The sequence below is a fragment of the Selenomonas sputigena ATCC 35185 genome (assembly GCF_000208405.1).
Taxonomy (GTDB): Bacteria; Bacillota; Negativicutes; order Selenomonadales; family Selenomonadaceae; genus Selenomonas; species Selenomonas sputigena.
In genome coordinates this window covers 1,567,764-1,589,882 of the sequence record NC_015437.1, presented here as the reverse complement: position 1 = coordinate 1,589,882, position 22,119 = coordinate 1,567,764, and the positions used below count along the sequence as shown (strand labels likewise).

Here is a 22,119-nt window from a genome sequence, read left to right as displayed (position 1 = left end):
TTAGTGCTTCTTTGATATGGGAGACTGCTGAGAAAGGAGTGGGAGCATCATGGAAGGAGAAATCCTCTGGAAGAAGGATCATTACGCCATACGTTACTTCGAGGATGGCGATGAACATCTGCAGTCGCTGGCATTGGGCGATGAGATCGAAGTCCTCGTCAACGACGCATGGAAAAAGGTGAAGGTGGAGGCGAAGAACGGCGAGTCGGTTCTCGTCGGCGTCGGCTATGGCGACGGCATCGGCTGCCAGGCGCGTTTTGAGAAGAAGTAGCCGGAGGCGATGAGTATGGAGAAGATGGGCATAGTGTTCGCCGGCGGTAACGGCAACAGCGCTTATCAGATGGGCGCATGGAAGGCGCTGCGCAGCTACGAGCTTGAATCTTCCGTCAGCGTCGTCTCCGGAACGTCTTTCGGTGCGCTGAACGCCATGATGTTCGCGAGCGACGGCTACGAGAAGGCGGAAGTCATGTGGCAGAATGCCGCGAAGCTCAAGATTTCCAACGTGCCGATCACGAAGCTCAAGGAGATCTACGACATCATCGTGACGAGCGGGCTTTCCGGCGTATCGTTCGAGCAGTTTCTCGCACTTTTCGGGCATGGTCTTTTCGATGAAAAGAGCTTCGCTGCGTTCTTGGAAGAGCATCTGGATCTTTCCAAGGTGCGTGAAAGCATCGAGCACATCTTTATCGGAGCAACGAAGTTTCCGACGGTCGAGCCTTCTTACTACGATATCCTGCGCTATCCGGAGAAGATGCGCAAGGTTCTTCTGACTGCGGCGAATGCTTTGCCGATCCTCTACTCGCAGCTGCGCTTTTCCAACGGCGTCGTGCTCTGGGAGGGAAGCTTCACCGATCTTTCTCCGCTCCTGCCCGTCTACGAGGCGGGCGTGCGGCTGATATTCGTGCTGCACCTGTCGCAGAGGAGCACTGTGCAGAAGAACCTTTATCCCGACGCGAAGATTTACGAGCTTTTTCCGCGCCCCGATTTCTCCGATCGCCCGGGCTGTGTCGATTTCACGCGTCTCGCTGTCGAAAAGCGCATGAAGGAAGGCTACGGCGATATGGTCGACTTGATTCAGAAGCTCATGAAGGAGGGCGTCGTAAGCTGTCCCATCGGTGATAAGATCAAGGAGGTCAAGGCGAAGGAAGGGGACTTCCTCAAGCAGGCGAAACGGACGGAGGATCGCGAAGCCGAGCGAAAGCGCAGTGAGATCATGGAACTTTTGACGGAAAAATGAGGCGGGCGGCGCTTTTCTGCTGCCGCTTTTCTTTTGAATTTGTGTGAAAGGTGGAGGCGCATGCGGTATGGAAGGGCTGTGGTCTGGCTTCTGACGGGAATCTTGGCAGGGATGTCACCGACGGTGCAGACGGTTGAGGCGGCGGAGGCGGCGGCTCAGTCGAAACCTCCGGCTTCGTCCGCCGCCCAAGGTGCGGACGGCAAGACGAATACTGCGGGGACGGCGATGGATGAGGCGGCGTGGGAAGCCGCCTTGGCTGCAGGCGCGACGGTCAGCGCCGTGCATGGGACGGTGACGCCGGATCCAGCTGCAGCGCAGGCGGCGCCGGATGCTGCGCCAGCGGCAAATGCGGGCGTAGCTCAAGCGGAGCGTCCTGCTGAGTCACCGACAACAAATGAAACGTCTGATGCAGCGCAGACGGCGCTGACGCCCGATGGAGGCGCAGCGATGCAGCAGGTGCAGTCTGCGCAGCAGATGCAGCAGGAAAGCACGGCCGTACAGATGACGCCGCCCGAGGTTCAGGCAGCAAAGACGACGGCAGTTCCGAATGCGGCAGCACGCGTGCAGGAAATCATGCAGAAGTTCCGACTCTCGGGCAATCCGCGAAGCGGCGCCTACAGCTGGGTCTACACGTCGCCGACGTGGACGGCGGAAGCCATCAGCCGCCCGGCGGCGGGCAGCAGTTACTTCCTGCTCGCCGGCTCGGAAAACCTGCGCTTCCAGTCCTTTGACTGCGATGAAGTATGGTACTTTCATGAAGGCTGCGGCATGAGGCTGACGGTGCTCGGCGCCGACGGCACGGTGCGCACATTCGAGCTTGGCGTGGGCGGCGCGGCTATGCCGATGGTTCTGATTCCCAGGGGACAGATCTTCGCGGCGGAGAACGTGGACTCTGCGGGTTACAGCTTCATCAGCTGCATGACGATTCCTGCCTTGGAGACGGCGGGAATCCGCGTCTGGCAGCGTGAGGAGCTTCTGGCAAAATATCCGCAGGCGAAGGAAGCGATCGAGCGCTACACCGATGCGCCGTGGGGAGCGGCTCGGACGCAGGAAACGGCACAGGCGGGAGGCGATATTCATGGCTGAAATGGTGCGCATGGAAACTTTGGAAGAGATTCGCGAAGGCTGCCATAAGAGCGTCAAGCGGTATGCCGTGCTGGGCGCGGCGAATGCGGTCAATCCGATTCCAGGACTCGACATCGGCGTTGATGCGGGACTCTGCCTGCGCATGATGGCGGATATGCGTGCGCGTTTCGGATTGTCGAAGGAAGCCGAGAGCAAGCTGCGCCACTACGATGTCCTCGTGCCGCTCGTTAAGAAGGTGTTCGACTTCGCGACGAAGGAGGGCGTGATGATCGTTTTGAAAAGCTTCGGCAAGCGCTACCTCGGCAAGACGACGGCGAAGTATGTGCCCTTCATCGGGCAGGGAATCGCAGCGGCTGCCGGGTATGGCATGATGCGCTGGTTCGCACGCCAGTACATCGAGGACTGCTACGAGCTTGCACGCTTGGCGCGTGAGAATGCGGTCACGATCGATGCGGAGGCGAAAGTACTTCCTTAGTCTTATGGAAAAAGGCTGGCAGACATGGTAGCCTTTATACTTGGATTTAGGAATCGACGGGAAGAGGAGAGACAGCGTGAACAGGGTGATCGTAAAAGTCACGGGAGAGCAGAAGGATGCGGCAGGCGATGTCAGCCGCATAGAGATGACGGCCATGGGCGAGCATTACTTTCGCAACGGCAAGCACTACATCATCTATGAGGACACATCCCTTGCCGAAGGCGCGCCCGCCTCGACGATGCTCAAGGTTGCGGCGGATTCCCTGACGCTGACGCGGCGCGGCGCCGTCGAGCAGAAGCAGTGCTTCTCGCCAGAGAGCGAGAGCCGCAGCCGCTACCGCACGCCCTTCGGCGATCTCGATCTTTGCGTTGCGACGCAGCGTCTTGATATCGCTTACGGCTCCGTCTCAGGTCGGATCGACGTCTCCTACGACATGCACATCAACGGCGAATGGCAGTCGGCGAACGAACTGCACATCGAGGTTGAGGTGGACGCATCGGAACGGCAGAAGCTGAACTGAGACGCCTTTTTCACGGAGAAGATTAGGAGGATTTTTTTGGACATCAAGGAACAGTTGAGCGCAGCCATTCGTCAGGCGGCGGAACAGGCGATCGCCGACGGCGTGTTTCCGGCAGGAGAGCTTGCCGACATCCTGCTCGAAGTGCCGCCGGACAAGAAGTTTGGTGATTTTGCAACGAACTTTGCCATGCAGTCGGCGCGCGTCTTTCGCATGAATCCGAAGAAGATTGCCGAGGAGCTTGTGTCGCGCATCGAGGGCGACTGGCTCGATCATGCGGAGATCGCAGGGCCGGGTTTCATCAATTTCTACCTCAAGGGCAATGTGCTCTATGATCTGCTTCGCCATATATACGAAGGGGGCGAGGCGTGTTTCAACCTGCCGCAGAAAGATACGGCGCGCATCATGGTCGAATATGTGAGCGCGAATCCGACAGGCCTGCTGCACGTCGGGCACGGACGCGGCGCAGCGGTCGGCAGCGCCCTCGTCAATCTCCTGCGAGCGGCCGGCTATCCCGTTCACAGCGAATACTACATCAACGACGCGGGCAATCAGATCGACAACCTCGCGGCATCGGTCAACGCGCGCTACTTGGAACTGCTGGGCAAGGAGACGGCCTTTCCTGAAAACGGCTACCACGGCGCGGACATCATCGACACGGCGAAGCGCATCGTGGAAGCGGACGGCGAGAAGTATCTCTCGCTGAGCGAGGAACAGCGTCTCGCCGCTTTCAAGGAAATCGCTCTGAAGGAAAAGCTTGCACAGCTGAAGGAGGATCTCGCCGCGTTCAACGTGACGTTCGACGAATGGTTCAGCGAACGCACGCTCCATCCCGAGGCCGTGCGCGACGCTTGTCAGACGCTCAAGGAGAAGGGAAAGGTCTACGACAAGGACGGCGCCCTGTGGCTGCGCTCGACGGATTACGGTGACGACAAGGATCGCGTCGTCATACGTGACAACGGCGTGCCGACGTACCTTGCAGCAGATATCGCCTACCATCGGAACAAGTTAGAGCGCGGCTTCGGCCATCTCATCAACATCTGGGGAGCCGATCATCACGGCTATGTCTGCCGCGTCAAGGCGGCGCTCGCGGCGCTTGGCTATGCGCCCGAGCAGCTGGAAGTGCTCCTCCTGCAGATGGTCAGCCTGTATCGCGGCGGCGAACTCGTGAAGATGTCGAAGCGCACGGGCGAGAGCGTGACGCTTGAAGAACTCATCGAGGAGGTCGGTACGGACGCGGCGCGCTACTTCTTCCTCATGCGCTCACTGGACAGCCAGCTCGACTTCGACCTCGACCTTGCGAAGTCGCATTCCAACGAGAATCCCGTCTACTATATCCAGTATGCGCATGCACGCATTTCGAGCATCTTCCGCCAGGCGGCCGACGCTGGAATCGAGACGGGCGGCGCACCCGAGTTTTCGCGGCTCATCGATGAGACGGAAATCGCCCTGATCAAGAAGATCGAGGAATATGCGGAAGAGATCGAGCGTGCGGCGAGAGAGCGTGCGCCGCACCGCATCGCGCGTTTCGCTTACGATACGGCGGGGCTGTTCCACAGCTTTTACAACAAGTGCCGCATCGTAGGCGTGGAGCCGGCACTCTCGGGCGCACGCTTGGCGCTTGTGGCGGTCGCGAGGAATGTCCTGCGCCATGCGCTGGGAATTCTTGGCATTTCCGCGCCGGAGAAGATGTGACAGGAAGCAGGAGGTCATGATTTTGGAAAATACGGATTACGCGAAGCGCTCGGAGACGGATGTGGCGCATGATATTTTGAGTGAAAAGAACGAAGCGATGTACTACAAGGATCTCGTTCTGGAGGTCATCGACAAGAAGCGAAAGCCTGTGCAGTCGCTTTCTCATGCGATTTCGGAGGTTTACACGCTGATCAATATGGACAGCCGTTTCCACTACGAGGGAGAGGGGAAATGGGGACTGACGGAGTGGAATCCGCCTGAAGTGAAGCGCACGCACGCCTCGCGCACGGGCGCTTCTTCCAGCCCCAAGACGTCGCGCCGCCGCGAAAAGCTCTTGGAGGGCATACAGGAGGAATAAGGCTTTTGTGGATGCAGCTTGGCAGAGCATTTGGCCGAGACTGCAGGTGAAGTCGGTCTTTTTCGCAGGATATGCCGGAAACAGGGCAGGAGGAAAAAATGGCAAAGTATATTTTCGTTACGGGCGGCGTCGTTTCGTCCCTCGGCAAGGGTATCACGGCTGCTTCCTTGGGGCGGCTCTTGAAGAATCGCGGCATCAAGGTCACGATCCAGAAGTTCGATCCGTATATCAACATCGACCCCGGCACGATGAGTCCATATCAGCACGGCGAGGTGTTCGTCACGGACGATGGTGCGGAGACGGATCTCGATCTCGGACACTATGAGCGTTTCATCGATATCAACCTCACGAAAAACTCCAATATCACGGCGGGCAAGGTCTACAACAACGTGCTGACGAAGGAACGGCGCGGCGATTATCTGGGCAAGACGGTGCAGGTCATCCCGCACATCACGAATGAGATCAAGCAGCGCGTCTACGATGTTGCGGCCGCTGACGGCGCCGACGTCGTCATCACGGAAATCGGCGGCACGGTAGGCGATATTGAGAGTCTGCCGTTTCTCGAAGCGATCCGCCAAGTCAAGAAAGAGGTTGGACGCTACGATGTGCTCTACATTCATGTGACGCTCGTGCCGTACATCGCGGCGGCGGGCGAACTGAAGACGAAGCCGACGCAGCACAGCGTCAAGGAACTTCGCGGCATCGGCATTCAGCCCGACATCCTTGTCTGCCGCGCGGAAAAAGAAATTTCGAGCGATATGAAGGAAAAGCTTGCTCTCTTCTGCGATGTGGACAAGAGCGCCGTCATTGAAAACCTCACGGCGCCGACGATTTACGAGGTTCCTCTGATGATGGCGAAGGAAGGCCTCGACAAGATTGTGCTCGAAAAGCTCCACATGGATTACAGCCCCGCGAACATGGAAGAGTGGGAGAAGATGGTCTTCAAGATCAAGCATCCCGCGAAGAAGGTCAAGGTCGCCGTTGTCGGCAAGTATGTGGATCTGCCCGACGCCTACATGTCGGTGACGGAGGCGCTGCACCATGCGGGCATCGCGAACGATACGGACGTCAAGATCGCTTGGGTCAATTCGGAGGCAATCGAGGCGGCGGACGTCGAGCTCAGCGAGGTCTTTGCAGGGTGCAAGGGAATACTCGTTCCGGGTGGCTTTGGCGACCGCGGCGTCGAGGGCAAGATTCGCGCCGTGCAGTACGCGCGTGAGAACGCGATTCCGTTCCTCGGACTGTGCCTCGGCATGCAGTGCGCCGTCATTGAGTTTGCGCGTCACGTCTGCGGCATGACAGACGCCCATTCGACGGAATTCAATCACGAGACGAAGCATCCCGTCATCGACCTCATGCTCTCGCAGAAGGACGTCGAGGACAAGGGAGGTACAATGCGCTTGGGGACTTATCCGTGCAAGCTTCGGGAAGGCTCGAAGAGCCTTGCCGCTTACGCGGAGGAAGAAATCAACGAGCGCCATCGCCACCGCTACGAGTTCAATAACGATTTTCGTGCCGAGCTTGAGCGTGCGGGGCTTGCCGTCGCGGGAACGCTGCCCGACGACAGCCTCGTCGAGATCGTCGAGGTCAAGAACCATCCGTGGTTTGTCGGCTCGCAGTTCCACCCCGAGCTGAAATCGCGTCCGAACCATCCGCATCCGCTGTTTCGTGATTTCGTGAAGGCGGCTCTTGAAGTGAAATGAGAATCTTCCTGACATTGCTCTTGGCGGCGCTTTTCTGCAGCGCCGCCCTTTTTTCGGAAAACGCTGCATTCGCCTCGACACTGGGGGAAAATGCACGGACGGCATCAGGGCGAAGGCCGGAGAGCGGCATCGTCGAAGGATTCTACGGCCGACCGTGGACGGAGGCCGAGCGGCGCATGATGCTGCACTTCTTGGGCGAGCACGGCATGAATCTCTACGTCTACGCGCCGAAGGACGATCCGTACCATCGCGAGAAGTGGCGTGAGCCGTATCCGCCGCAGGAGATGCTCGCACTGAAGCGCCTTGCCGCTGAGGCGCGGACTGCGGGCGTGGAGTTGGTCTTCGCTGTATCGCCGGGGCTTGACCAGCGCTTTTCGGGTTGGGCAGGCGAGGCGGATGAAAAGGCTATGCTGCGAAAGCTGGAATCTGTTCATGCGATGGGCGTTGAGCGCTTCGCCATATTCTTCGACGACATCGAGCACAAGGACGGCAGGGCGCAGGCGCTTTTCGTGAATCGCCTGAACGAGGAACTTCTGACGCGCCGCCTTACAGAGAAGCCGCTGCTCGTCGTGCCGACGGAATATTTCCTGCAGGATATGAAGACTGCCGGCGTGGCGAAGTCCTACACGCGCGAATTTGCCGCGCAGCTCGATGACGATATCGTCGTTCTGTTCACGGGAGAAGGCGTCGTGCCCGAAGGCATAAGCGCCGAAGATATGACGGAGGCCGAGCGCCTTTATGGACGGCCGCTCGGCATCTGGTGGAACTATCCCGTGACAGACTACTTGCCGGGAAAACTCGCGCTTGGCCCCGTACAGGGATTGGATGAAGCTGTGGCGGAGCGTGCGCCCATGTTCTTGATGAACCCGATGGAAAAGCCCTATCTTTCGCGCATCGCCTTGGCGACGGGCGCGAAATGGCTCTCTTCGCCCGACGCGTATGATGCGGAAAGAGCTTGGCATACCGCCATCCGTGAGCAATACGGCGGCTTGGCGGGAGCGATGGAACTTTTCGCGCTTCATTCGCGCCGCATGGAAAAGGATTGGGCACATACGGGCGCACTCGATGCGCCTTTGCTGAAAGAGCAGATGGAAGCTTTCTGGCAAAAGGTGGAGCGTGGGGAAAGGGCCGACAAGGAAGCGGAAGCTCTCGCAAAGGAATTTCATCGCCTGAAGCGTGCTGCCAAGCAGTTGAAGGAGAAGCTTCCACCGGAAACTCTTGCCGAATGCCTGCTGCAGCTCCAGCTCTTCGCTCAATATGCGGAGTCGGCGGAAACGTCCCTCGCGATGGTGAAAGCGCGACGCGAAGGACGCTTTGCGCACGAGACGGCGCTTTATCAAAAAATCAAGGACGTTCCAACAGAGCAGCAAAAAAAGGAAGAACCGCGTCTCTCCGAGCAGGTGCTCGCAGATTTTATTGCGAGGGCGAAATCGTGGCATGAAATGCAGGAGCATGGCGTAGGACGGAGGGACAACTAGTCGATCGGTCTGCGCCTTGATCTCTTGGGAGGTTATGCTAGAATATATTAAAGATGTATGGATGTGCATTTTCGTAGAGGAGGAGTTCTTTATGTCGTTTCTTGATTTGGCGAAAAAGCGCTATTCTTGCCGCAAGCTTTCGGCGCAGCCTGTGGAGGAGGAGAAGCTGCAAAAGATTTTGGAGGCGGGGAATCTCGCACCGACCGCCCACAACAATCAGCCGCTTCATATCTGGCTTCTTGAGAGCGCTGAGGCGATGGAGAAGGTTTCACAGACGACATCCTTCATCTTCGGCGCACCCGTCGCCTTTGTTGTGGGCAGCAAGGCGGATGATGCTTGGGTACGTCCCTTTGACAAGAAAAACTTCGCCGATGTCGATGCGAGCATTGTGGCGACGCATATGATGCTGGCGATTGAAGACTTGGGACTTGGGACGACGTGGGTCGCGCATTTCGATGCGCCGAAGCTCAAGGAGCTTTTCCCTGAGATGGAGGACTATGAGCTTGTGGCGATCTTCCCCGTCGGCTATCCAGCCGAAGATGCAAAGCCTTCGGCGCGTCATGCGGAGCGAGTAGGTATTGAGATGCTTGCGGATTGGCTTTGAGAGATCGCTGTTGCCCCGCTGCACGCATGTTGCGGCGGGGTTTTCCTTATGGAGCGGATTTTGTTGAATGCGAGGAGGACTTATGACATACGTTGATCAATTGCAGGATATTGTGCGCACGCTGCGCTCCGAACATGGCTGCCCATGGGATCGGAAGCAGACGCATGAGAGCATCAAGCCAGGCTGCATAGAGGAAGCGGTCGAGGTGCTCTGCGGCATCAATATCCTGAAGGAGACAGGAAGGGCGGAAAACCTGCGTGAGGAGCTTGGAGATCTTCTGCTGCAAGTGATCTTTCATGCGCAGCTTGCCGAAGAAGAGGGACTGTTCACGTTGGAGGATGTGGCAAAGGCTGCCGCAGAGAAGATGGTGCGCCGCCATCCGCACGTGTTCGGCAAGCCGGTCAAGGATGCGTCAGGCAAGCCACTGACGGAATGGAAGGAAATCAAGGCATGGGAGAAGTCCGGTCGAGAGTGGGAAGAGGACTACCTGCCCGATGCCTTTGCGGAGGCTGTGCAGCTTTTGCAGAAGGCGAAGGAGCGCAAGAAATTGCAGTAGAACTAGGCGCATGAGCGGTTTGGTTTCTCAACGCCCATTGACACCCTATTTATTCTATGATAGGCTGAATCCGAAAGTAACTTCATATTTTGCCGATCGGGTGCGCATAGCGCTCAATAGAGAAGCAGGTGAAAGACCTGTGCTGTCCCGCAGCTGTAATGCAGAGTCGACCTCATGATGCCACTGGGAAACTGGGAAGGCGAGGAAGATGAGGATGCAGAGCCAGAAGAACTGCCCGCTCGGAGCGCTGTTATTATTCCTGCGAGAGACAGGAAGGCGTGGCTTGTGTTTCGTGCGCCTTTTTGCTCTTTAGCAAAGAGGCTTTTTATATGTCTGGACGAAAGCGATGGAAGGAGGTGGATGGAAGGCGTAGAATGATGGAGCATCTACAGGAAGAGATATTATGAGTATTCAGTGTTATGGATGCGAGGAGGCATGAAAGTGAAGAAGTTTTGTATGTTTCTGCTGGCGGCGATGATGATTCTCACCGTCGGCTGCGGAGGCGCGGATCAGGCGAAAAACGAGCGCGCAGAGAAGGGTGAAATCGTGATCTCGGTCGGCAAGTATATGGTAGGCGAGGGCTTCGATCCGACGATGGGATGGGGGCTCTGGGGACCGGATCCGTTCCACAGCGCATTGATGGGACATGATGAAAAGAATCAGCTCATCAAGGAGCTGGCTACAAACGTTGAGCGTTCAGAGGACGGGCTGAAATATACCTTTACGATCCGGGATGATGCGAAATTCTCTGACGGTCAGCCGCTGACGGCAGAGGATGTCGTCTTTACCTACGAAACGGCGAAGAAGGCGGCCAGCGCCGTGGATCTGACCGCGATGGAGTCGGTGCGCGCCCTGTCCCCGACGCAGGTGGAGTTCAAGCTGTCACGCCCGTGGTCTGTTTTCCTCGAAACGGCGGCCTCCCTCGGCATTGTGCCGAAGCACGCCTATAAAGAAGGGTATGCGACGGCACCGGTCGGCAGCGGTCCCTGGAAGGTCGTCTCGTTCCAAAAGGAACAGCAGCTTGTGATGGAGCCGAACGAATATTATTACGGAGAAAAGCCGAAGCTGAAAAAGGTGACGGCGCTGAATCTGGGTGATGATGCTGTGCTTGCAGCAGCGCAGTCCGGACAGGTCGATCTCGTCTTTGCACCGCCCGAATTTGCTGAGGCAAGCGTGCCGAATATGAAATTGGTAGTGATGGACAGCATTGACAGCTTCTGCGTCAATATGCCGCAGGAGTCGGAGCATGACGAAAACGGCATGCTGGTCGGCAACAATGTGACGAGCGATCCTGCCATCCGCCAAGCACTGAACATCGGCATCGACCGCAAGACGATCATCGAGAATGCGCTCGGCGGCTTCGGAAAGCCGACGATGAATTTTGCAGAAGCTCTTTCTTGGGCGAATAACGATTTGCAGGAATCGGACAACCGCGTGGACGAAGCAGTGAAGATTCTTGAGGCTGCGGGCTGGGTGGATACGGACGGCGACGGCATTCGCGAGAAGAACGGGCAGAAGGCGGAATTCGTCATCAATGGCCGTTCCAATGACCTGCAGCGTTACAATACAGCGGTGGCGCTTGCACAGGATGCGAAGAAGCTCGGCATCAACATTATCGCAAAGTCGACGCCGTGGTCGGAGGCCCGCAAGATAGCGCGCAACATCCCGACGGTATGGGCGATTGGCGACTATACGCCGCAAGCAATCTACAATTATTTCCATTCCTCGCAGGTCGGGGTGAATGTCATCAACAACTCTGCCATGTATCGCAATCCGACGGTCACTGCGCATATCGATCGGGCACTTGCCGCTGCGACCGATGAGGAGATGCTGCGCGAGTTCCGTGCGGCACAGTGGGATGGCGTGACGGGGCCGAAGGTCGATATCCCTTATCTTTGGATTGCGACGGTTCAGGTGCCGTATTTCGTCAATAATCAGCTCGATCTCGGTCAGCTGCGTGTGGGTGAGCGCGGACAGGGCATGGGGATCCTTATAACACTTGACGAATGGCAGTGGAAGAAGTAAATGGATAAGAGAATCGTCTGCTTTCTTGGGGGCAATCTGTTTCGGCTTGTGCTCCTCCTGGCTGCGGTGAGCGTCATCAGTTTTATACTGCTCGCCAATTCGCCCATCGATCCCATCGACGCGTACTTCATCAATAAGGCGGCATCAGCGGAACAGCATGCGCTCATTGCCTCTTATTGGGGCTTTGACAAGCCGCCGCTCGAACGCTTCCTGCTTTGGGCGGGGAATATTCTGCATGGTGATTTCGGCACATCGTTCATCTATCGCGCCCCTGTACTCGAAGTCATCGGAGAAAAGTTTCGCCTTACGCTTCTCTTGATGATGACGGCGTGGACGCTGTCGGGCGCAATCGGCTTTGTTCTGGGCGTGCTCGCGGGAATGTACCGCGACAGCCGCCTGGACAAGGCAATTCAGGGATTTTCCCTTCTGTGCGTCTCCGTGCCGGTATTCTGGCTCGGACTCCTGTTCCTCATGCTCTTCGCGGTCAAGCTGCAGTGGTTTCCGCTCGCGCTTGCCGCTCCCATCGGAAAGCTGCATGAGGAGGTTACGCTGGCAGAGCAGATCCATCATCTGATTTTGCCGGCACTGACGCTCAGCGTCACGGGGATTTCTTCCATCACGCTGCAGACGCGCGAAAAGATGATCGAGGTGATGGGGACGAACTACATGCTCTTTGCCGAGGCGCGCGGCGAGAATCTTTGGCAGCGCGTGCGGCGGCATGGTTTGCGTAACATCCTGCTGCCTGCGATCACCTTGCAGTTCGCGTCCTTCAATGAGCTGTTTGGCGGCGCCATTCTCGCGGAGACGGTGTTCTCCTACCCGGGACTGGGCAGTACGGTCACGCTGGCGGGGCTGCGCGGCGATCTTGCACTGCTGCTCGGCATTGCAGTCTTCAGTGCAATCTTTATCTTTGTCGGTAATCTCATCGCCAACATTCTATATGGGATTGTGGATCCGCAGCTGCGCGAGGGGAGGGGGATGTCATGAACAAGGCGCTTCCCCTCGCGCAAAGCGGTCTGAGTGTCCGTCAGCGCCGACTCATCTTTGCCGTGTTTGCGATCCTGTTCATTTTGGGACTGCTCCTCTGGGGTACAACGATGGATGAGAGTTCCTATGCGGTCGACTTCGGGCAGAAAAATCTTGCGCCGTCCGTCCTTCATCCGTTCGGTACGGACAACATGGGGCGCGACATGTTTCTGCGCTCCGTCAAGGGCATGTCGATCAGTCTGCAGATCGGTTTTGCCGCCGCGTTTTTCAGCTCCTGCATCGCGCTCCTCCTCGGAACGTTGTCGGCGGCATTCGGCGGCAAGGTGGATCGCTTCGTTCTTTGGCTCGTCGATCTCTGCATGGGAATTCCGCACATCCTCCTCATCCTCATGATTTCGGTGATGATGGGCGGCGGAATCCTCGGCGTATCCATCGGCGTCATCGTCACGCATTGGCCGCGTTTGACGCGTGTCATCCGTGCGGAAGTCATGCAGCTGCGCTCGCAGCCCTATGTTCTGGCGGCACGTCAGTATGGCTGCTCGTGGTTTTCCATCGCGCGCCGGCACTTCGTGCCGCATGTTGCACCGCAGTACATCATCGGGCTTGTTTTGCTCTTTCCGCATGCGATCATGCATGAGGCAGCCATCAGCTTCCTCGGCTACGGCCTGCCGCTCGATATGCCGGCGATCGGCATCATCCTGGCGGAGTCCATGCGCTATCTGGCGCTCGGCATGTGGTGGCTGGCATTTTTCCCGGGCTTCTTGCTGCTGCTCGTCGTTCTGATTTTTGATCGTCTCGGCGAAGCACTGCGCGATATTCTCGACCCACAGTCCGGACAGGAATAGGAGGCTTTATGGGACAAGAACTTCTCGAAGTAAAGAATCTGTCCGTGTCGTTTCGCATGTATCAGAGCGCACTGAAGCATACACTGGTGGCAGGGATGTACGATGTCAATCTGTGCCTGGGTGCAGGAGAAATCCTTGCCGTCGTCGGCGCAAGCGGTTCGGGCAAGAGCCTTTTGGCGCATGCCCTGCTCGGCATCCTTCCGTACAACGCCGTGACGAGCGGCGAGATGATCTATCGCGGGACCGTGCTTGATGCGGCGCGTCAGGAAGAGCTGCGCGGACGGGAGCTGGCGTTGATCCCGCAGTCTGTGACACACCTCGACCCGCTCATGCGCGTCGGCAAAGAGGTATGCGGGCTCTACGGTTCGCCTGTCGATATGGCGGCGACCTTCCGGCGTCTGCATTTGGAGGAAAAGGTTCAGCGCCTGTATCCGTTTCAGCTTTCGGGCGGCATGGCGCGGCGCGTCCTCTTTTCGACAGCGGTTATCACGGACGCCGCTCTCATCATCGCGGATGAACCGACGCCTGGCATGGATATCAAGAGCGCCGTCGAGGCATTGCAGCTTCTGCGCGAGCTTGCCGATGCGGGAAAGGGCATTCTGCTCATCACGCACGACATCGATCTCGCCGTCGAAGTTGCCGACACGGTTGCCGTTTTCTATGAAGGCCGAACCGTGGACAGGGTTCCGGCCGCTGCATTTTGCGGCGACGGCAGCGATCTGCAGCATCCCTATACACAGGCGCTTTATCATGCCCTGCCGCAGAACAGTTTCAAGGTCTATTCGGCGCAAGAGGTGCGGCAGATGACGGAAGCGGGAGGTGCATGAGATGCTCGATGTGAAGAATCTCTCCTATCGCTATGGGATGAACGCTCCCGTTCTGCAGAATATATCTTTGCATATTGCAGACGGGGAGCGGCTCGCTCTTTTAGGATCAAGCGGGCGCGGCAAGAGCACGCTCGCGCTGCTCCTTGCAGGCTATCTGCCGCTGCAGGAAGGGTCTATTGCATTGGACGGTGCAGCCTTGCCGAAGGGCGGTTACAATCCCATCCAGCTCATCTATCAGCATCCGGAAAAGGCGATGGATCCGCGCTGGAAGGTGAAGGATTCCCTGAGCGAAGCATGGGATGTGCCGGATGAACTCCTCAGGGCGATCGGCGCCGAGCTTGATTGGCTCACACGCTGGCCGAACGAGCTCTCGGGCGGTCAGCTGCAGCGGCTGTCGATTCTGCGCGCGCTCAGTCCCAAGACGCGCGTGCTCATCGCCGACGAGATCACGGCAAGCCTTGATCCCATCACACAGGCGCAGATCTGGTCGGTCATCTTACAGGAAGTCGAAAGACATGATATGATCCTCATTGCTATCACGCACAACGAGGCATTAGCGCGGCGCATTTGCACGCGCCTGGTGCATGTCGATGATCTGCAGGCATGAATGAAAAACGGCATCTGTCCTTGACGGGTGCCGGTTTTTCTTCATGCCCCAAAAATTTGCTGCATGTGCAGATTATTTTGCTGCAGAAACTGTAGGTCTGTGCCGTGTGTGGATTTTTTTGATGTCTTTAGATGATACAGCGGGACGAGAAGATTTGTTGACAAAATGGGGCAGTCACTATATAATACCATATAATATACTAAACATATATGAATTAGAGAGGCAAAACATTATGTCAGCTATCGAAAACATCGAAGCATATATCGAGGAAGAATTTCAGTGGTTTCACCGCCATCCGGAGCTTTCCTATGAAGAAGTGGAAACGACGAAGCGCATCCGTGCTTCCTTGGAACGTGCGGGCATACGCATTCTCAAATTACCGCTTTCGACAGGAATTGTTGCGGAAGTGGGCGAGGGTGAGCCTGTCGTTGCCTTGCGTGCCGATATCGACGCCCTGCCCATCGAAGAGCAGACAGATTTGCCGTATCGCTCGGAGAATGAGGGACGCATGCACGCCTGCGGGCATGATTTTCATACAGCATCCGTTCTCGGTGCGGCGCTTCTGCTCAAAAAGCGCGAGATGGAGCTGAAAGGGCGCGTGCGCCTGTTCTTCCAGCCAGCAGAGGAGGCGCCGGGCGGGGCTAAGGTACTCATGGAGGCAGGAGCCCTGCGCGATGTACAGGCAATTTTCGGACTCCACGCGTCGCCCCTTTTGACGGTTGGCACGGTCGGCATATCGGAAGGTGCTGTCACGGCGGCAGTCGACCGCTTCGTATTTCGCTTCATCGGCAAGGGGACGCATGCCGCGCATCCGCAGCGCGGCATCGATCCGATTCCTTTGGCGGCGGGATTCATCCAAGCGGTGCAGACCGTCGTCGCGCGCAACCTTCATCCGTTTTCGGCAGGGCTTGTGAGCGTCACGCATGTCGCCGCGGGCAATACGTGGAACGTCATCCCTGAAGAAGCGCTCGTCGAAGGAACGACGCGCAGCATGGATGGAGAAGAACGCGCCTTGATTCGTAAGCGCGTCTGTGCTTTGGCCGAAGGTCTGGCACAGGCGCATGGCGCTGAGGTGGTGACGGATTGGTACGAAGGGCCGCCGGCGACGGCGAACGATGTTTTTTGGACATCGTTTTCCAAGCGGGTGGCAGAGGCGTGTGATTTGCAGGTTGTGTCTGCTCCGAAATCCTTGGGCGGTGAGGACTTTGCCTTCTATCAGGAGAACGTGCCGGGCTGTTTCGTGCTGGTTGGAACGGGATTGTCCGCTGCCATCCACAATCCGAGCTTTCGCGTAGACCCCGCTGCGCTCGCGCCGACGGCGCATTATCTAGCGGAACTTGTGCAAAGTGCGTTAAAGAAAGTGGGAAATGAAATTTGTTCTTGACAAACATCGCATCGACGTATATTCTGTTCAAATAGTCATAGGAAACGAGGAGGTGTTTTTCTTATGACGGAAAATGAAAAGTATCAGATCACGGGCATGTCGTGCGCGGCGTGCAGTGCGCGTGTTGACAAGGCGGTTCGTCATCTGGCGGGCGTGCGGGAGGTGTCTGTGAACCTTCTGACGAATTCGATGCTCGTAAGTTACGATGCGCCGCTGACGTCGGAGATGATCTGCGCCGCTGTCGAGCATGCGGGCTACGGCGCGAGCCTTGCTGCCGGCAAGGGGGCAGGACGGGCAAAGGATATGCGAGAAGAGCGAGAGGCGCTTGAAGATCATGAGACGCCGAAGATTCTGCGCCGCTTTATCGTGTCGCTCGTGCTCCTCGTGCCGCTTCTCTACGTTTCGATGGGGCACATGCTTCTTGCGCTTCCCATTCCGCAGGCGATGGAGAACAATGCGCTCGTCATCGGCCTTTACGAGCTTCTTCTCGCTGTCGCCGTCATGATCGTCAATCAGAAATTCTTCATCAACGGCTTTCGCAATATCTTTTCGGGCGGCGTGAACATGGATACGCTCGTAGCTCTTGGCAGTGCGGCGGGCTTCGTTTACAGTACGGGAAATCTCTTCTCCATGCTTCTCGCGGCGCGAGCCGGCGACTGGCAGAGCGTCGCTGCGGGCGGCATGGATTTCTACTTTGAGACGTCCGCGATGATCTTGACGCTCATCACGGTGGGCAAGTGGCTGGAAAGCCGCAGCAAGGGCAAGACGACGAATGCCATCAAGGGGCTCATGGATCTTGCACCCAAGACGGCGCGACTCGTAAGGGACGGCGAGGAGGTCGTTGTCGCCGCTTCGGAGGTCGCCGTCGGCGACGTCTTTCTCGTACTGCCGGGCGAGAGCTTCCCCGTCGACGGCAAGGTGCTCGAAGGCGAGAGCGCCGTCAATGAGGCGGCGCTGACGGGCGAGAGCCTGCCTGTGGACAAGGCGCCGGGCAGTCTCGTGAGCGCCGCCACGATCAATCAGAACGGCGCTTTGACCTGCGAAGCGCGGCGCGTCGGCGAGGACACGACGCTGCAGCAGATCATCGAGATGGTGCAGAACGCCGCCGCTTCAAAGGCGGAGATCTCGAAGCTCGCTGACAAAGTGTCGGGCGTATTCGTTCCCGTCGTCATTGTTTTGGCTCTTGCTACGGGCGCTCTTTGGTTGCTTCTGGGCGAGACGGCGAGCTTCGCTCTCGCGCGTGCCGTCAGCGTGCTCGTCATCAGCTGCCCCTGCGCCCTAGGACTTGCTACTCCGGTCGCCATCATGGTCGGCAGCGGCAAGGGAGCGAAGAACGGCATTCTCTTCAAGACGGCGGCTGCTTTGGAGGCGACTGGCAAGGCAGACTTCGTTGTGCTCGACAAGACGGGCACAATAACGGAAGGCAAGCCGCGCGTGACGGATCTCATGCCTGCTGCAGGTGTAGGAGAAGAAGAGCTTCTTTGCGTGGCGACCGCCTTGGAGGCGCAGAGTGAACATCCACTTGCCGTTGCCGTTCGACGCGAGGCAGAAGAGCGCGGCATTTCTTTCTCGAAGGTGCAGGATTTCCAGGCACTGCCCGGGCATGGCGTCACGGGCACGGCGGAGCTTTCGGGTGAACGTCGAGAGGTGATCGGCGGCAGCATGGCGCTGATGAAGGAGAAAGGGCTTCTGACAGCGGACATGAAGGCGGCGGCGGAAAAGCTCGCGTCGGAGGGAAAGACGCCGCTTTTCTTCGCCGCTGCGGATCGCTTGCTCGGCATCATCGCCGTCGCTGACGCCTTGAAGCCGGATAGCCGCGAGGCGATCGAGGAACTTCTGCGCATGGGCGTGCAGCCCGTCATGCTGACGGGAGACAACCGCCGTACGGCGAACGCGGTCGGCGTGAAGCTCGGCCTTTCTGCCATCGTCGCTGACGTTCTGCCCGACGGCAAGGAAGAGGTCGTGCGCCGTCTGCAGGAGAGCGGCAGGACGGTCATGGTAGGAGACGGCATCAATGACGCGCCCGCTTTGACGCGTGCCGATGTCGGCATCGCCATCGGTGCGGGCGCTGACATTGCCATGGATGCTGCCGACGTCGTCCTCATGAAGTCGTCGCTCAGGGACGTCGTCGCGGCCATTCGCCTTTCGCGGCAGGTCATCCGCAACATCAAGGAAAATCTCTTCTGGGCGTTTTTCTACAATGTCATCGGCATACCGCTGGCGGCAGGCCTTTGGCTGCCCGTGTTCGGCATCGTATTGAGTCCGATGTTCGGCGCGGCGGCGATGAGCCTTTCAAGCTTCTGTGTCGTGATGAATGCTCTGCGGCTGAACTTTTTTGACGTTTATGACGATAGGAAAGATAAGCGCAAGGTTTTGCGTGAACTGCCCGGCTTCCTTTTGCAGAAGGAAGCAGAAGCAGAAGCGGGAGCGGAAGAAGCTGCACAAATGCAGGCAGATGAAAAATTGGAGGCAAGTGTAATGAAAAAGACGATTTCTATCGAAGGTATGATGTGCGGCCACTGCGTCGCCCATGTGACGAAGGCTTTGGAAGGCATGAACGGCGTGGAAAAGGCGGAAGTCAGCCTGGAAAACAAGAATGCCGTCGTCACCTTGAGCGCCGACGTTTCAGACAAGGCTCTTTCGGCGACGATTGTCGATGCAGGCTACGAGGTTGTCGGTATCAGCTGACGGATGGTTTGCGCGTGTGCGCCTTCTCTGCAATGGGGGAGGCGCATTCGTTTCTTACCCGGGTTTCGCGCAGCAAAAACATTCCGCAAGGCTTGAAAACATTGGAGCTATGGCAACGGTGCATTGCAATAGCAAGGTTGATTGTAATAGCAAATCGGATAGTTTTCATAAAAGGTGTTGACAAGGGACGCGCATAGTGCTACCATAATACATGAAGTTCATGAGAACATAAAAACTTCATATCGATTGGGTTAGGTGTCGCAAGACTTAATAGGGAATCCGGTCAATGCCGGAGCGGTCCCGCCACTGTAACAGCGAGCGAATCTGCATAATGTCACTGGGGAGTTTTCCTTGGGAAGGCGCAGAGTAGCGATGACCTGGAGCCAGGAGAACTGCCTAGCTGACAATCACCGTTTGACCTGCGAGTGATGGGGAAGGGGATTATTGCGCAACGCAATGAATCCCGGCTGAAGGCCGGGTTTTCTTTTGTAGTGCCTCCCCTCCGAAACCCCTTCCCCTTCGCGGGCAAAGGGGATCCATTTCGGCGGAGAGTTTTCCCTGCGGCTTGGGCTACAGGGGAAAGCATTGCTCATATATTATTTCCGATCCAGTTCTCTTTTGCTGCTCTGCAGCAGCTCCGTGTGTGGAGACACGGAGCTTCCTTTTTCAAGACCGGTTTTTGTCTCGATGACTTGACATCGGGCGCAAAGCCTGCCATAATTTTTGAGGAGCACTCTTTGATGGGTGTTTCCCCATGTGCTTATGTTCTGATTTTCAAAGGAGAGATATTGAATGAAAAGGAATTTCAAGAAGATGCTGGCCATGTCGCTTGCGTGTGGCGCTGTCTTTGGCTTGGGGGCACCTTCCGTGGACGCGGCTTACATGCTGAATCCTGAAGTTACGGATGCGACTCCCGCGCTTCTTGAGGCATCGGAAATCGGTGCTTTGAAGTACGACAATCCCAAGATGCAGAACCTCCCGAACAAGGATGCCATCCTCGTCATGAGTTTCGGTACGACCTTCAAGGATTCGCGCGAGAAGACGATCGAGGCGACGGTCAAGGCGATTCAGGCAGCTCATCCGAATGTGAAGGTCGAGTTGGCGTTCACTTCGCATATCATCGTGGATCGTATCAAGGCCAAAGAAGGGCTTGATATTCCGACACCGGAAGCGGCGCTGAAGCAGCTCAAGAAGGATGGCTATACGCGCATTGCGCTGTGCTCGCTCGATGTTGTTCCGGGTATGGAATATGCCTACGACAAGGCGATCTTCAACGAGTACAAGGACAGCTTCAAGAGGATGACGCTCGGCACGTCGCTCATCTACTGGCAGGGTCAGGAAGAGCAGCGCGATGATGTCAAGGAAGCGCTCTCGGCGCTTTCAACGCAGTTCCCTGAGGTTGCTGATAATGAAGCTATCCTCATCATGGCGCATGGAACGCCGCATCCGGCAAATGCCTACTACAGCGTCATTCAGTCGGGGATCAACCGCATGCAGCTCAAGAACACCTACATCTACACGGTTGAGGGCTGGCCGGGCCTGGAGGATATCATTCCTGAGCTCAAGGCGAAGGGCATTAAGTCCGTCACGCTCATGCCGCTGATGATGGTTGCTGGCGATCATGCGAACAACGATATGGCTGGTAACGAGCCGGATTCGCACAAGTCCATCCTCATGAAGGAGGGCTTCAAGGTCAACACGTACATTCATGGCATTGGTGAAAACGGGCTCATCCGCGGTCTCTTCGTTGATCGTGCGAATGAAGCATGGGATATGCTCCAGTCCAAGTAAGAAAAACAACGATACATCTTCTTTCTATAAGAAAACGCCGCTCGGCTTGGTCGAGCGGCGTTTTTGCATCAGATATGGAAGAAATTCATCATCTTCATCGCGAGCTTCTTCGGTTCGGCGTCCTTGTTGCGCAGCAGGTAGGCGAGAGATCCGGCAAAGAAGAAGGCGGAGATGGGGACGAAGCGCCGTCCCTTCCTGAAGTTCGCCCAGACGAGGAGCTTCTGGAAAAGCGTCTCGATGTCCGTGCGTGTGCCGCCGTATCTCTTCATGATGCGCCGCAGCCGCCAGTCCGATGTGCAGTAGGCATAGATCGCGTCGATGAGTGCAGGGTCTTCGAGATGGTCGATGTACTCGTTGATGAGTGAGTTGACGAGCGTCGAACGTTTGAGCGAGCGGCGCATCTGCAGAATGAAGAGGGCGGTGAGAAGGCCGAGGGATATGAGGAGAATTGTGTTCAGCATATAGATTCCTCGCGTGTGTTCGGACTATACAGGAATGACAGTTCGGCTCTTGCGCGGTGGGTGCGGGGCGTTTGAAGCCACTGGCTTTTCGGTATGGGCGGGTGCGTCCTGTCGTGCAAGCTGCTCCTGATACCAGCCTTCGAGCGCATCGTATTCGCGCTTGAAGGCTGGGTCTTTGAGCTGCTCTTCAAGGTAGTCGTTCAAAGTTAACATGATAGATTCCTCCTCTGGTAGTCAAGACGATATGCTTTGGCACGTTCGATTTCTTCAATAGGGGTCTTTTGCGTTTTTTTAATGAATCCGTTTGTTACAATGGCAGTATTGCCGACAATGAAAAAGTAGAGGACTCGCGATATGTTGCCAGCAAATGTGGTGCGAAGTTCCATGATGCCATCCGTAAGCTCTTTAGAATCGGGAGCACGCAGCAAGTATCCTTTCGCTTCGAGCAGTTTTAATGAGCGGATGACTTTGGCGCGCATCTTATCGTCTAAAGTATCGAGAAAATTTGCGACGGGAGAAGAACCGTCGGCTTTTTGATAAAATATAACATTCATTGTCGAATCCTCTGGCCTCATGGAATTGCTTTGAAAGTGTCATTCCTGTCTTTACTATACCATAAACTGTTCTCGACATAAAGTCTGACCGACGGCATATTCTCTTGAAAAGAATTGGTCAAAAGGTCAAAAACTATTTGACTTTTTGACTTTTAGCGTTATAATAAGAAGTAGCAAGGCGAGGTGAAAGAGGCTTTGTTGTTTCTTAGGGAATCATCATTGATATATAGGAGGAAGAAAT

General features: G+C 56.7%; 22 protein-coding genes and 2 riboswitches. Of the genes, 19 read left to right on the top strand and 3 right to left on the bottom strand.

The genetic code is table 11. The features are described from left to right. Positions 1-49 precede the first annotated feature (49 nt). The 19 genes from SELSP_RS07240 (at position 50) to SELSP_RS07150 (ending at position 20,863) form a co-directional block, all read left to right on the top strand. Positions 50-271, top strand: coding sequence for a DUF5348 domain-containing protein (locus SELSP_RS07240; protein WP_006191858.1), 222 nt, complete (start codon positions 50-52; stop codon positions 269-271). A 15-nt stretch (positions 272-286) separates the two neighbouring features. After that, complete coding sequence (locus SELSP_RS07235; protein WP_013740872.1) at positions 287-1,237, top strand: patatin-like phospholipase family protein; 951 nt, start codon at positions 287-289, stop codon at positions 1,235-1,237. A 60-nt stretch (positions 1,238-1,297) separates the two neighbouring features. Then, positions 1,298-2,323 carry a cupin domain-containing protein gene (locus tag SELSP_RS07230; RefSeq protein ID WP_006191863.1) on the top strand — a complete coding sequence of 342 codons (1,026 nt, stop codon included), beginning with the start codon at positions 1,298-1,300 and terminating at the stop codon, positions 2,321-2,323. Beyond that, the gene (locus SELSP_RS07225; RefSeq protein WP_006191867.1) at positions 2,316-2,798 is read left to right on the top strand and encodes a DUF697 domain-containing protein; all 483 of its coding nucleotides are present in this window, start codon (positions 2,316-2,318) and stop codon (positions 2,796-2,798) included. Before SELSP_RS07230 ends, SELSP_RS07225 begins: the two co-directional genes overlap by 8 nt. 76 nt (positions 2,799-2,874) lie before the next feature. Beyond that, on the top strand, positions 2,875-3,318 hold the full coding sequence (locus SELSP_RS07220) for a DUF1934 domain-containing protein (protein WP_013740871.1): 444 nt from the start codon (positions 2,875-2,877) through the stop codon (positions 3,316-3,318). A 36-nt stretch (positions 3,319-3,354) separates the two neighbouring features. Then, positions 3,355-5,010, top strand: coding sequence for an arginine--tRNA ligase (gene argS, locus SELSP_RS07215; RefSeq protein WP_006191873.1), 1,656 nt, complete (start codon positions 3,355-3,357; stop codon positions 5,008-5,010). A 16-nt stretch (positions 5,011-5,026) separates the two neighbouring features. Beyond that, complete coding sequence (gene rpoE, locus SELSP_RS07210) at positions 5,027-5,368, top strand: DNA-directed RNA polymerase subunit delta (protein WP_006191875.1); 342 nt, start codon at positions 5,027-5,029, stop codon at positions 5,366-5,368. A 98-nt stretch (positions 5,369-5,466) separates the two neighbouring features. Continuing rightward, complete coding sequence (locus SELSP_RS07205) at positions 5,467-7,071, top strand: CTP synthase (RefSeq protein ID WP_009645692.1); 1,605 nt, start codon at positions 5,467-5,469, stop codon at positions 7,069-7,071. Continuing rightward, positions 7,068-8,549, top strand: a complete 1,482-nt coding sequence (locus tag SELSP_RS07200; RefSeq protein ID WP_006191878.1) for a protein O-GlcNAcase — start codon at positions 7,068-7,070, stop codon at positions 8,547-8,549. The genes SELSP_RS07205 and SELSP_RS07200 overlap by 4 nt, the downstream gene beginning before the upstream one ends. A gap of 91 nt (positions 8,550-8,640) precedes the next feature. Next, complete coding sequence (locus SELSP_RS07195) at positions 8,641-9,153, top strand: nitroreductase family protein (RefSeq protein WP_013740870.1); 513 nt, start codon at positions 8,641-8,643, stop codon at positions 9,151-9,153. A gap of 82 nt (positions 9,154-9,235) precedes the next feature. Further along, positions 9,236-9,709 (top strand): MazG nucleotide pyrophosphohydrolase domain-containing protein, encoded by a 474-nt coding sequence (locus SELSP_RS07190; RefSeq protein ID WP_006191884.1) that lies wholly within the window; start codon positions 9,236-9,238, stop codon positions 9,707-9,709. Positions 9,710-9,790: 81 nt separating this feature from the next. After that, a riboswitch (cobalamin riboswitch) is annotated at positions 9,791-9,962 on the top strand. Positions 9,963-10,144: 182 nt separating this feature from the next. Beyond that, positions 10,145-11,734 carry an ABC transporter substrate-binding protein gene (locus SELSP_RS07185; protein WP_006191888.1) on the top strand — a complete coding sequence of 530 codons (1,590 nt, stop codon included), beginning with the start codon at positions 10,145-10,147 and terminating at the stop codon, positions 11,732-11,734. Further along, positions 11,735-12,721, top strand: a complete 987-nt coding sequence (locus SELSP_RS07180; RefSeq protein ID WP_006191891.1) for an ABC transporter permease — start codon at positions 11,735-11,737, stop codon at positions 12,719-12,721. Then, positions 12,718-13,566, top strand: coding sequence for an ABC transporter permease (locus tag SELSP_RS07175; protein ID WP_006191893.1), 849 nt, complete (start codon positions 12,718-12,720; stop codon positions 13,564-13,566). Before SELSP_RS07180 ends, SELSP_RS07175 begins: the two co-directional genes overlap by 4 nt. 8 nt (positions 13,567-13,574) lie before the next feature. Then, positions 13,575-14,393 carry an ATP-binding cassette domain-containing protein gene (locus SELSP_RS07170; RefSeq protein WP_006191896.1) on the top strand — a complete coding sequence of 273 codons (819 nt, stop codon included), beginning with the start codon at positions 13,575-13,577 and terminating at the stop codon, positions 14,391-14,393. A 1-nt stretch (position 14,394) separates the two neighbouring features. After that, entirely contained in the window at positions 14,395-15,000 is a 606-nt protein-coding gene (locus SELSP_RS07165) for an ABC transporter ATP-binding protein (RefSeq protein ID WP_006191898.1), read from the top strand. A 232-nt stretch (positions 15,001-15,232) separates the two neighbouring features. After that, the gene (locus tag SELSP_RS07160) at positions 15,233-16,384 is read left to right on the top strand and encodes an amidohydrolase (protein WP_013740868.1); all 1,152 of its coding nucleotides are present in this window, start codon (positions 15,233-15,235) and stop codon (positions 16,382-16,384) included. 63 nt (positions 16,385-16,447) lie between these two features. Next, positions 16,448-19,072 (top strand): heavy metal translocating P-type ATPase, encoded by a 2,625-nt coding sequence (locus tag SELSP_RS07155; protein WP_006191906.1) that lies wholly within the window; start codon positions 16,448-16,450, stop codon positions 19,070-19,072. A 236-nt stretch (positions 19,073-19,308) separates the two neighbouring features. Next, a riboswitch (cobalamin riboswitch) is annotated at positions 19,309-19,486 on the top strand. A 378-nt stretch (positions 19,487-19,864) separates the two neighbouring features. After that, positions 19,865-20,863 carry a sirohydrochlorin cobaltochelatase gene (locus SELSP_RS07150; RefSeq protein ID WP_006191909.1) on the top strand — a complete coding sequence of 333 codons (999 nt, stop codon included), beginning with the start codon at positions 19,865-19,867 and terminating at the stop codon, positions 20,861-20,863. 68 nt (positions 20,864-20,931) lie between these two features. On the opposite strand, the gene SELSP_RS07145 is transcribed toward SELSP_RS07150, so the two are convergent. The 3 genes from SELSP_RS07145 to SELSP_RS07135 are packed head-to-tail and all read right to left on the bottom strand — an operon-like array spanning position 20,932 to position 21,899. Next, entirely contained in the window at positions 20,932-21,324 is a 393-nt protein-coding gene (locus SELSP_RS07145) for a hypothetical protein (RefSeq protein ID WP_006191910.1), read from the bottom strand. 24 nt (positions 21,325-21,348) lie between these two features. Continuing rightward, positions 21,349-21,537 (bottom strand): hypothetical protein, encoded by a 189-nt coding sequence (locus SELSP_RS07140; protein WP_006191911.1) that lies wholly within the window; start codon positions 21,535-21,537, stop codon positions 21,349-21,351. Further along, complete coding sequence (locus SELSP_RS07135) at positions 21,531-21,899, bottom strand: type II toxin-antitoxin system RelE/ParE family toxin (protein ID WP_006191912.1); 369 nt, start codon at positions 21,897-21,899, stop codon at positions 21,531-21,533. Before SELSP_RS07135 ends, SELSP_RS07140 begins: the two co-directional genes overlap by 7 nt. Between the last annotated feature and the right edge of the window lie 220 nt (positions 21,900-22,119).

Bases quoted from the DNA above. Each gene is read 5' to 3' on its own strand.
- SELSP_RS07240 (WP_006191858.1), top strand. From the start codon at position 50: ATGGAAGGAGAAATCCTCTGGAAGAAGGATCATTACGCCATACGTTAC.
- SELSP_RS07235 (WP_013740872.1), top strand. From the start codon at position 287: ATGGAGAAGATGGGCATAGTGTTCGCCGGCGGTAACGGCAACAGCGCT.
- SELSP_RS07230 (WP_006191863.1), top strand. From the start codon at position 1,298: ATGCGGTATGGAAGGGCTGTGGTCTGGCTTCTGACGGGAATCTTGGCA.
- SELSP_RS07225 (WP_006191867.1), top strand. From the start codon at position 2,316: ATGGCTGAAATGGTGCGCATGGAAACTTTGGAAGAGATTCGCGAAGGC.
- rpoE (WP_006191875.1), top strand. From the start codon at position 5,027: ATGATTTTGGAAAATACGGATTACGCGAAGCGCTCGGAGACGGATGTG.
- SELSP_RS07205 (WP_009645692.1), top strand. From the start codon at position 5,467: ATGGCAAAGTATATTTTCGTTACGGGCGGCGTCGTTTCGTCCCTCGGC.
- SELSP_RS07200 (WP_006191878.1), top strand. From the start codon at position 7,068: ATGAGAATCTTCCTGACATTGCTCTTGGCGGCGCTTTTCTGCAGCGCC.
- SELSP_RS07195 (WP_013740870.1), top strand. From the start codon at position 8,641: ATGTCGTTTCTTGATTTGGCGAAAAAGCGCTATTCTTGCCGCAAGCTT.
- SELSP_RS07190 (WP_006191884.1), top strand. From the start codon at position 9,236: ATGACATACGTTGATCAATTGCAGGATATTGTGCGCACGCTGCGCTCC.
- SELSP_RS07185 (WP_006191888.1), top strand. From the start codon at position 10,145: ATGAAAGTGAAGAAGTTTTGTATGTTTCTGCTGGCGGCGATGATGATT.
- SELSP_RS07180 (WP_006191891.1), top strand. From the start codon at position 11,735: ATGGATAAGAGAATCGTCTGCTTTCTTGGGGGCAATCTGTTTCGGCTT.
- SELSP_RS07175 (WP_006191893.1), top strand. From the start codon at position 12,718: ATGAACAAGGCGCTTCCCCTCGCGCAAAGCGGTCTGAGTGTCCGTCAG.
- SELSP_RS07170 (WP_006191896.1), top strand. From the start codon at position 13,575: ATGGGACAAGAACTTCTCGAAGTAAAGAATCTGTCCGTGTCGTTTCGC.
- SELSP_RS07165 (WP_006191898.1), top strand. From the start codon at position 14,395: ATGCTCGATGTGAAGAATCTCTCCTATCGCTATGGGATGAACGCTCCC.
- SELSP_RS07160 (WP_013740868.1), top strand. From the start codon at position 15,233: ATGTCAGCTATCGAAAACATCGAAGCATATATCGAGGAAGAATTTCAG.
- SELSP_RS07155 (WP_006191906.1), top strand. From the start codon at position 16,448: ATGACGGAAAATGAAAAGTATCAGATCACGGGCATGTCGTGCGCGGCG.
- SELSP_RS07150 (WP_006191909.1), top strand. From the start codon at position 19,865: ATGAAAAGGAATTTCAAGAAGATGCTGGCCATGTCGCTTGCGTGTGGC.
- SELSP_RS07145 (WP_006191910.1), bottom strand. From the start codon at position 21,324: ATGCTGAACACAATTCTCCTCATATCCCTCGGCCTTCTCACCGCCCTC.
- SELSP_RS07140 (WP_006191911.1), bottom strand. From the start codon at position 21,537: ATGTTAACTTTGAACGACTACCTTGAAGAGCAGCTCAAAGACCCAGCC.
- SELSP_RS07135 (WP_006191912.1), bottom strand. From the start codon at position 21,899: ATGAGGCCAGAGGATTCGACAATGAATGTTATATTTTATCAAAAAGCC.